This window comes from Nonomuraea rhizosphaerae (genome assembly GCF_019396405.1).
Lineage (GTDB): Bacteria > Actinomycetota > Actinomycetes > Streptosporangiales > Streptosporangiaceae > Nonomuraea > Nonomuraea rhizosphaerae.
This window is the reverse complement of sequence record NZ_JAHKRL010000335.1, coordinates 1-8432: the sequence shown is the minus strand read 5'-3', so window position 1 is coordinate 8432 and position 8432 is coordinate 1. Positions and strand designations below refer to the sequence as shown.

The following is an 8432-nucleotide window of genomic DNA, read 5'->3' as shown; positions in this document are numbered from 1 at the left end:
TCGCCGGACAGGCCCCGCCGCAGCGCCGCACGCTGCGGCGGGGCCTGTCCAGGAACCGTGAACCGGCAGTCTGCGGAAGGCGGCGAGCATACGACTCCCAGGCAAAACGATCTCTCGGTCGGCGACCCGCCTCCGAGCGCCGGACACTCCCTTGAGCTCCGATCGCCGGACACTCCCCAAGCTGATCAAGGTCAGATAGAGCGTTCCATCGAGAGCGGGGGCGCGGCGCTCGCTGGGTTGCATGTTGTGGCGTGTTCAAGGGTTAAGGGGGTGTCCGGCGCTCGGAGGCAGATCGCTGGGTGAAAGATCGTTTTTGGTGGGAGTCGTATGCTCGCTGCCTTTCGCAGACTGCCGGTCCCCGTTCCCCGGGCAGGCCTGGTTGAGGGGGCACGGCGTCTGTGGGTTGAGGGAAGGGGCGTCCGTCGAGGCGGAGGTGTGACGTTGGTGGAGCGGTGGGTGGTGTCCGCCGGGGGTGATGGTCAGGCGGGGCGTACTGCGCCTCTGTACACGGAGCGGTAGTAGGGGGAGGTCAGGAAGGTGGTTCTCTTGACGACGTCGCCGGTCTTGGGGGCGTGGACCATTACGCCGTCTCCCAGGTAGAGGCCTACGTGGGTGGGGTCGGCGGTGCCGCCGCCGAAGAAGACCAGGTCGCCTTTGCGCAGGTCTGCTATCGCGACTCTGCGGCCCTGGCGGTACTGGGTGCCGGTGTAGTGGCCGAGTCTTATGCCGGCCTTTGACCAGGCGTACAAGGTCAGGCCGCTGCAGTCGAAGCCTCTTGTGCGGGCGCCTCTGCCGATCCCGGTTGTGGGACCTGATGGGGCGCCGCCGCCCCAGGAGAACGGGATGCCCAGCTGGGTGAGGGCGGCGGTGGCTGCCACGTCGCCCTTGGTGGGACGAGGGTGTGGGGTGGGGGTGTTTCGACGGGGTTTGGGGGCTGGGGAGGTGGAGGATGAGCAGGCTTCTGGGGGGAGGGGGATGAGGAGGTGGATGGGGGTTTTCTTGCCGATCAGCTTTTTGGCTTCTGGGAGGGAGGAGAGCTTGGCGATTGCTTCTGGCGGGAGGGTGAGGAGGCGGTAGCACGGGGCTGGGGTGGAGGGAGAGGTGGTTGTCAAGGGGAGGGTGATCGCTGACGTGGTCGCCGGAAGTATGGCGGTTGGGGGCAGGGTTGCCAGTGGTGTGGTGTTGGCAGGCGAGAGTGCCAGAGGGGTGGTGGCTGCGGCGGCTGCCGGGGGTGTCGTGGAGAACACGGCTAGGGCGCCGCCGACGAGGGTCAGCCAGGTCAGGTGAGAGCGGGCGTTCATGGGGGCCTCCTGGGTGTTGCTGGGGTGGAGGCCTCAGGATCTTGCGGATGGTGGGGGCGGCGAGGGGCCGAGCGGGGTTCTGTGGATGGGGGCGGCAGGCAGATAAGGATCTGTGGATAGGCGGGTGGGTGGGCTAAGGGTGGACCAGGGCCTGTGCCACCCAAGGGTCGGTACGGAGCTGGGGCCAGCGCGAAGCTGGGAGGTCGGTGCGAGGCCGTGGGCCGTCGCGGGGCTGGGGGCCGTCGCGGGGCTGGGGCCAGCACCGGGCTAAGAGCCAGCGCCGGGCTGAGATGAAGGCAAGGAGTTGAGGGGAGTTCTGCGCAATCGGCGCAGCTCAGTGGCGACTCTGGGTGTTGAGGCCAGGTTTCAGTGAGGGCGGTCAGGGGGTGGTGTGGTGGCGGCGGCGATGTAGTAGTGGCGGTGGAGAAGGTGGGCGGGGCGGCTCCATCCAGTACTGCAACGAGCTGCTAAGGCTTGGCCTCGGCGATTCGGGCGAAGGCTGTCACGTCGAGCTGCTCGCCGCGGGTCGACGGGTCCACACCGGCCGCTCGCAAGGCCGTCTCCGCCAGAACAGGCGTGCCGGCCCAGGAGGCCAGGGCGGCGCGGAGGGTTTTGCGGCGTTGGGCGAAGGCGGCGTCGATCACGGCGAACACCTCCTCCCGCGACGCGGACGTCTCCGGGGGGTCGCGTCTGACCAGGGAGACGAGGCCGGAGTCGACGTTCGGGGCGGGCCAGAAGACCGAGCGGCCGACGGGGCCGGCCCGGCGTACGTCGGCGTACCAGGCGGCCTTCACGGACGGGATGCCGTACACCTTGGAGCCGGGGGCGGCGGCGAGGCGGTCGGCCACTTCGGACTGGACCATGACCAGGCCCTTGCGCAGCGACGGGAGCGCCTCCAGCAGATGGAGTACCACGGGGACGGCGACGTTGTACGGGAGGTTGGCCACCAGGGCCGTCGGGACGCGGCCCTGAAGGTCGGAGGGGCCGATGCGCATCGCGTCCGCGCCGACGACCGTGAGCCTGGCCGACAGGCCGCGGTCGGCGACGGTGACGGGGAGCTGAGCGGCCAGTACGGGGTCGATCTCGACGGCCACCACGTGGGCGGCCGACTCCAGAAGCGCGAGAGTCAGTGAGCCCAGGCCCGGTCCAACCTCTATGATCACGTCATCTGGCGAGAGCGAGGCCACTCTGACGATGCGCCGGACGGTACCCGCGTCTATAACGAAGTTCTGGCCTAGCTTTTTGGTCGGACGAAGGTTTAGCTTATCCGCCAAAATACGTATTTCTGCAGGGCCCAACAGGCGCATCATCCAACCAGTCTCCCGCATCGAAGAACCTGCGATGGCGGATGGGGGCACCACAGGGGAGGATGGCGTGGAACAGGAAGGGACGTCGCTCATGGAGCCTACGGGCGCCGCGCCGCTCCGCCCGACGGATCTTCGCGAGATTGGCCCATATCGGCTGCTCGGCCGGTTGGGCGAAGGCGGCATGGGCACGGTGTTCCTCGCAAGGGCACCGACGGGGCGGTTTGTCGCGGTAAAGGTGATCAAGGCGGAGTTCGCGAACCAGGAGGGATTCGCGGCACGCTTCCACGTCGAGGTGGAGAACGCGCGCAGGGTCGCGTCGTTCTGCACGGCCCAGGTGCTGGACAACGGCAACACGGGCGACAACAGGCCCTACATGGTGACCGAGTACATCGGCGGCACCCCGCTCTCCGACCAGATCGCCAAGTACGGCGCGCTGGACCCGGGGCCGCTGCACGGCGTCGCGCTGGGAGTCGCGGCGGCGCTGGCGGCGATCCACGTCGCGGGGCTGGTGCATCGGGATCTCAAGCCGGCCAACGTCATTCTCTCGCTGTCGGGCCCGCGCGTGATCGACTTCGGCATCGCCAGGGCGCTGGACAGGGAGACCGGCTTCACCATGTCCGGCGAGTTACTCGGCAGTCCGGGCTGGTGGGCGCCGGAGCAGGTACGGGGTGAGGCGGTCAGCCCAGCGGTCGACATCTTCGCCTGGGGCTGCCTGATCGCGTACGCCGGCAACGGACGCCACCCGTTCGGCCGCGGCGACCCCATCACGCTCGCGACGCGCGTACTTAACACACCGCCCGACCTGGGCGCGCTGCCCGCTCCTCTCGACGAGCTGGTACGCCGGGCGACGGGCATGGACCCCACCCAGCGGCCCACGGCCCAGGACTTGCTGATCGCCCTGGTCGGAGGCAGCGCCCCGGCGCCGGCGGCGATCGTCGATCCGCCGACCCTCGTGGCCAACGAGCTGCTCACCGAATGGCAGCCGCCGCAGAATGTGGTGGACGAGCCGGACATCACGGCTACGTTCTCCACGCCGCCGCCGAGCGACGCCACTGGCAAGGGAGCGGGAGCGGGAACGGGCGGAGGTACCGGCCCAGGCTCCGGAACCGGCCCGGGGTCGGGTTCCGGGGCGATCAGGCAGCAGGCGGGCAGCGGGTCGCAGGGGGCTGCCCCACAGACAGGGGCGCAGGGTGCTGCCTCACAGGCATCACCGAGCCAGCCGCCGATCCAGTCCCAGCCGTCCCAGTCGCAGGAGGCGGCGCGGGGGCAGTCACTGCCTGGTCAGGAGCAGGTTGATCTGCAGGAGCTGGCTCGCCGCGAGGAGCAGGCGGCGCGGGAGGAACTGGCGCGCTGGGAGGTGCAGACCCCCGAGAAGCCTGCCGCCAAACCGGCCTTCCGGAAGCCGACCTTCCGTAAGAAGGCCTCCAAGGAGCCGGTCGCCGACGAATCCGCCCCGAACGCGTTAAATCAGGGCACAGCAGCTCCAAGCGCGGCAGGCCAGGGCGTACCCAACCAGGGCACGCCTCCCCCGGGCACCCTGGGGCTCGGCATGCCGGCGACCCATCCTCCCACCGGGCCGCCGCTCCCCCAGAACGAGCTGGGTCTCCAGGCGCGCAACACCGACCCGGGCAGGATGTCCGAGGCCCTGTCCTCGGACGACGACACCCAGGCCGCCGCGCCCGGTCGTTCGCTCAGCTCGCGCTGGCTCATCGCGGCGGCGGCGGCAGTGCTGGCGATCGCCGTCACCGTGGGCGTGCTCATCGTCACCTCCAGCCGCAACGGCACCCGGCCCGTCCAGTCGCAGACCGCGTCGGCCTCCGCGTCGAAGCAGCCGGACGACGTCGGTCACCGGTTCGCGCTCGGCAAGTCGTTCGACTCGCCGCAGCTCATCGTGTCGGCGGCGCCGCAGTGCGGGCTGAAGGAGTTCGACGGCAAGACGCAGACGCAGGGGCAGCTCTGCGTCGTCCGCTGGACCATGATCAATCCGGGCGGGACGCGGGTGGAGATCGGCGAGCCGATCGTCTCGCTGCTCGACGACAAGGGCGGGCGTCACGACCCGATGGAGGCCGCGTTCCCGGCGGCGATCACGGCGGGGGATCGGGTGGACAACGCGTTCGTGTTCGACATCCCGCTGTACCGCAAGCCCGTGCAACTGTCCGCGACCAGGCTCAAGGACGGCAACCAAGTAGAGGTTCGGCTGTGAGGACGACAGGCGCGGTCGCGATCCTGATGACGATCGCGCTCACCATGGGGGGCACCGCTCGGACGGCCGGCGCGCAAACCACTGGCACGCAGGTCGACAGCGCGCAGGCGAAGGTCGCGTGCGCCGGCAACAGTGACTTCGACGGTGACGGGGTGGACGACGTGGTCGTCGGCGACCCGTTCGCCGACGGCGGCAAGGGCGCCGTGCACGTCATCTCCGGCAACGGCGACAAGGTGATCCCGGTCACCGTGCCCGGTCTGCAGGAGAACGACGCGTTCGGCTGGTCCGTCGGCCTGGCCAAGGTCGATCCCGACAACGCCTGCGCGGACCTCGTGGTCGGCGCCCCGTACGCCGACGTGGACGGCGTCAAGGACGCGGGCGCCGTCTACGTCGTGTACGGCGGGGGCAGCCCGGCGCCGGTCCGGCTCGTCGCGCCGCAGCCGCAGCGCTTCGCGCACTTCGGCTGGTCGCTGGCGACCAGGGGCAACGTGGTGGTGATCGGCGCGCCGTACGAGGACCAGGCGCAGGTCGCCGACGCGGGCTCGGTGTACGTACGCGAAGGCACCGGCAAACTGATCCGGATAAATCAGGATTCGGTGGAGGTGCCGGGCAACGGCGAGGTCGGCGACCAGTTCGGCTGGTCCCTGGCCCTGGCTCCGGGCAACCGGCTGCTCGTCGGCGTCCCGTACGAGAACGACGACGGCGCGGGCCGCCAGGTGGACTCCGGCAAGACGGACTCGGGCTCCATCGTGCGCATCGACGACGTTCTGGCCTCGCGGTACACGGGGGTCAAGTTCGACTCGCCGACCTCGGCGTCCGGTGACAGGTTCGGCTACTCGGTCGCCTACTCCGAGGGCAACGGGTACGCCGTCACCTCCCCCGGCAAGGGGTACGTCCAGTTCCTCGACGGGAACCTGAAGCCGGGCAGGCGGGTGAGCGGGGGCACCGGGTTCGGGTTCTCGATGGCCGCCTCGCCCGACGGGAAGGTGGCGGTCGGGTCGCCGTACAAGGGTGAGGTGCGGGTGCTGTCGTTCAAGAACGCGTCGGAGGACAGGAAGCTCCCGCCGTCGGACGGCCTGTTCGGCTGGTCGCTGACCTACAGCGGGAACAAGCTGTTCATCGGGCAGCCCGACTCCGCGCCGGCCGGTCAGGTGTCGATCCTGGCCAAGAGCACCGACGAGTTGCGCCAGCTCGCGCCCCCCGCCGGCGCCGACTTCGGCACCGCGGTGGCGGGCTGAGCACCGCGCCGACGGACTGGGTGCCGTAACAACAACAGGACGGGGCCTGGGCGGTCGAGCAGCCGCCCAGGCCCCGTTCCAGCCGCAGGACCAGGTCAGCTGGGCCGGCCGAACAGGCGCATGCCGCACTGCGGCCACTGCCCCTGCCACCGCCCGCCGACCCGCTGGTAGAGCAGCTGCGCCCGGTACGTCTGCTCCTCCACCGACCAGCTGTGCGGCAGCCCGATCCCGCCCACGGTCGCCCACATGGGCAGGCTGAACTGGTACATCCCGTAGTACGGCCCCGCCGGGTTGACGGCCAGCGGGTTGCCGTGCGACTCGCACTGGGCCAGCGCCTGCCAGTCGAGCCGGGCGACGTCCGGCATGACGGGTACGGTGTGCGGCGGCAAAGGCGGGCTGACCTTGATGACCGTCCCCTGCGCGGGAAAGCTGTCGAGCGGCGGCTGCACCTGATAGCCGGGGCGTATCGGGATGCGGCGCTGCCTGAGCACCTGTCGCACGGTTCGGCCGGTGGTCCTGGTCGCCAGCCGGACGCCGTCCGCCTCCACGTACACCTGACGCCTGCTGTAGTACGTGAGCGTCATGCCGGACAGCGGCACGTGCCTGCCGGGCGGCGCCGACATCCTGCCGCCCGCCACCCTGATGTCGAACTCGGCCAGCGCCTCGCGCACGTTCGTGGCGGTGACCAGGCGGTGCATGGTGCGTCCGTCCACCGTGAGCGTGAACGGGCGGGCGTGGCGCACCACGATGCGGTCCCCGTCGACGACGTCCTCGTCGGCGGCCGGGCGTACGGAGTCGCCCGTGCTCACCGCGACTCCCTGGTCGCCGAGCAGCTCCTGGACCGTTCCGGCGAAGCTGCGCACGGCCAGCGGCCGGCCGTCGACGATCAGCACGACGTCCTTGGCCAGCGCGGCGACGGCCAGGATGCCGCCCACGGCCAGGACTGAGAGCGCGCCGACGACCGGCGTCCATGGCGAGCGCCAGGCAATCCGAGGGCGCGGGGCGCGTCTCTTTCCTCGCACGAACGACCTCCGATGGTGGCTTGGGGCGGCACGACGCTAGCGGCGCGCGGGCCGTGGCCTCCACCGGTTCGGCGAAAGGTTCAGGGAAAGATGGTCACCACTCGCCGAAGACCGCGACTCCGTTGACGCTGATGGCCTCGCAGAGCTCGTCCGGATGCACGCCCTTGACCTCCGCCAGACAGCGCAGGGTGAGGGGGATCAGGAAGGGCGCGTTGGGTTTGCCCCGGTACGGGACGGGCGGCAGGTAGGGGGCGTCCGTCTCGACCAGCATCAGCTCGGCGGGCGCGACCTGGGCGGCTTCGCGGAGGTATCCGGCGTTCTTGTACGTCACCGGCCCGGAGAAAGACATGAAATATCCGGCTTCGACGCACTTTTTCGCCATTTCGGCGTCGCCGGAGAAGCTGTGGAACACCACCACCTCCGGCGCCCCCTCGGCGGCCAGCACCTTCAGCACGTCGTCGTGCGCGTCGCGATCATGGATGACCAGCGCCTTCCCGGTCCGCTTGGCGATCTCGATGTGCGCACGGAAGCTCGTGTGCTGGTCGTCCCTGCTCGCCCAGTCACGGTAGTAGTCGAGCCCGGTCTCCCCCACCGCGCGCACCTCATCGCGCCCGGCCAGGGCCTCGATCTCGGCCAGCGCCTCGGGAGTGGCCGCGTGGGCCTCGTTCGGGTGGATGGCGACGCCCGCGTAGACGTCCTCGTGCCCGGCCGCCGTCTCGGCGTTCCACCGCGAGGACGGCAGGTCGTACCCGATCGTGACGAGCCTGGTCACACCGACGGCCCGGGAGTCGTCCAGGATGCCGCGCACGCTCACCGAGGCCGCCTGGGCGGCCCGCGCCACCGGATCGCCGGAGGACGCCTGCCGGTTGCCGACCATGATGTCGAGATGGCAGTGACTGTCGAACACCGGTGCGGACAGCGGCTCGGGCGGCGCGGGAATCTTGCTCACGCACTCTAAAGTAACGTCCATGCGCTTCGGCATTCTCGGCAGCACCCGAGCATGGCGGGCGGACGGGACCGAGGTCCCGCTCGGCGGCCGCGCCAGGCGCGCTCTGCTGGCGCTCCTGCTCGTCCGGCCGGGCGAGGTGGTCACGTACGACAGGCTCACAGACGTCCTGTACGGCGAGCGGCCGCCCAAGAACGCGCAGCACGCGCTGCACTCCCAGGTGTCGAGGCTGCGTGGCGACGGCGTCCCGGTGGAGGGGGCGGCGACGGGCTACCGGCTGGCCGCGGATCCCGAGGACGTGGACGCGCACCGGTTCCTGCGGCTGGCCGAGGCCGGACGGCGGGCGCTCGGCGACGACCCGGGCCGCGCCGCCGGGCTGCTGGGCGAGGCGCTGTCGCTGTGGCACGGGCCGGCG

7 protein-coding genes are annotated in these 8432 nt (G+C 70.5%); 3 read left to right on the top strand and 4 right to left on the bottom strand.

Annotated features, from left to right (window positions below):
* Positions 1 to 479 precede the first annotated feature (479 nt).
* Both KME77_RS30325 and rsmA read right to left on the bottom strand, forming a co-directional pair.
* On the bottom strand, positions 480 to 878 hold the full coding sequence (locus KME77_RS30325; RefSeq protein WP_219468200.1) for an NlpC/P60 family protein: 399 nt from the start codon (positions 876 to 878) through the stop codon (positions 480 to 482).
* Positions 879 to 1768: 890 nt separating this feature from the next.
* Positions 1769 to 2629 carry a 16S rRNA (adenine(1518)-N(6)/adenine(1519)-N(6))-dimethyltransferase RsmA gene (gene rsmA, locus KME77_RS16770; RefSeq protein ID WP_219468197.1) on the bottom strand — a complete coding sequence of 287 codons (861 nt, stop codon included), beginning with the start codon at positions 2627 to 2629 and terminating at the stop codon, positions 1769 to 1771.
* A 13-nt stretch (positions 2630 to 2642) separates the two neighbouring features.
* Here rsmA and KME77_RS29350 point away from each other — a divergent pair, with 13 nt between their 5' ends.
* Positions 2643 to 4811 carry a serine/threonine-protein kinase gene (locus tag KME77_RS29350; RefSeq protein WP_372451184.1) on the top strand — a complete coding sequence of 723 codons (2169 nt, stop codon included), beginning with the start codon at positions 2643 to 2645 and terminating at the stop codon, positions 4809 to 4811.
* Positions 4808 to 6049: an FG-GAP repeat protein gene (locus KME77_RS16760; RefSeq protein WP_219468195.1), complete on the top strand. Its 1242-nt coding sequence runs from the start codon at positions 4808 to 4810 to the stop codon at positions 6047 to 6049. Before KME77_RS29350 ends, KME77_RS16760 begins: the two co-directional genes overlap by 4 nt.
* 95 nt (positions 6050 to 6144) lie before the next feature.
* Here KME77_RS16760 and KME77_RS16755 read toward each other — a convergent pair whose 3' ends face one another.
* Together KME77_RS16755 and KME77_RS16750 are read right to left on the bottom strand one after the other, a co-directional pair.
* Positions 6145 to 6984, bottom strand: coding sequence for a resuscitation-promoting factor (locus KME77_RS16755; protein WP_219468192.1), 840 nt, complete (start codon positions 6982 to 6984; stop codon positions 6145 to 6147).
* A gap of 181 nt (positions 6985 to 7165) precedes the next feature.
* The gene (locus tag KME77_RS16750; protein WP_219468187.1) at positions 7166 to 8041 is read right to left on the bottom strand and encodes a TatD family hydrolase; all 876 of its coding nucleotides are present in this window, start codon (positions 8039 to 8041) and stop codon (positions 7166 to 7168) included.
* On the opposite strand from KME77_RS16750, the gene KME77_RS16745 reads away from it, so the two are divergent.
* Positions 8040 to 8432 (top strand): AfsR/SARP family transcriptional regulator (locus tag KME77_RS16745; protein WP_219468184.1); only part of this gene is annotated, 393 nt, incomplete at its 3' end. The two genes, KME77_RS16750 and KME77_RS16745, sit on opposite strands and share 2 nt — an antisense overlap.

Bases quoted from the DNA above. Each gene is read 5' to 3' on its own strand.
- KME77_RS29350 (WP_372451184.1), top strand. From the start codon at position 2,643: ATGGCGGATGGGGGCACCACAGGGGAGGATGGCGTGGAACAGGAAGGG.
- KME77_RS16750 (WP_219468187.1), bottom strand. From the start codon at position 8,041: ATGGACGTTACTTTAGAGTGCGTGAGCAAGATTCCCGCGCCGCCCGAG.
- rsmA (WP_219468197.1), bottom strand. From the start codon at position 2,629: ATGCGGGAGACTGGTTGGATGATGCGCCTGTTGGGCCCTGCAGAAATA.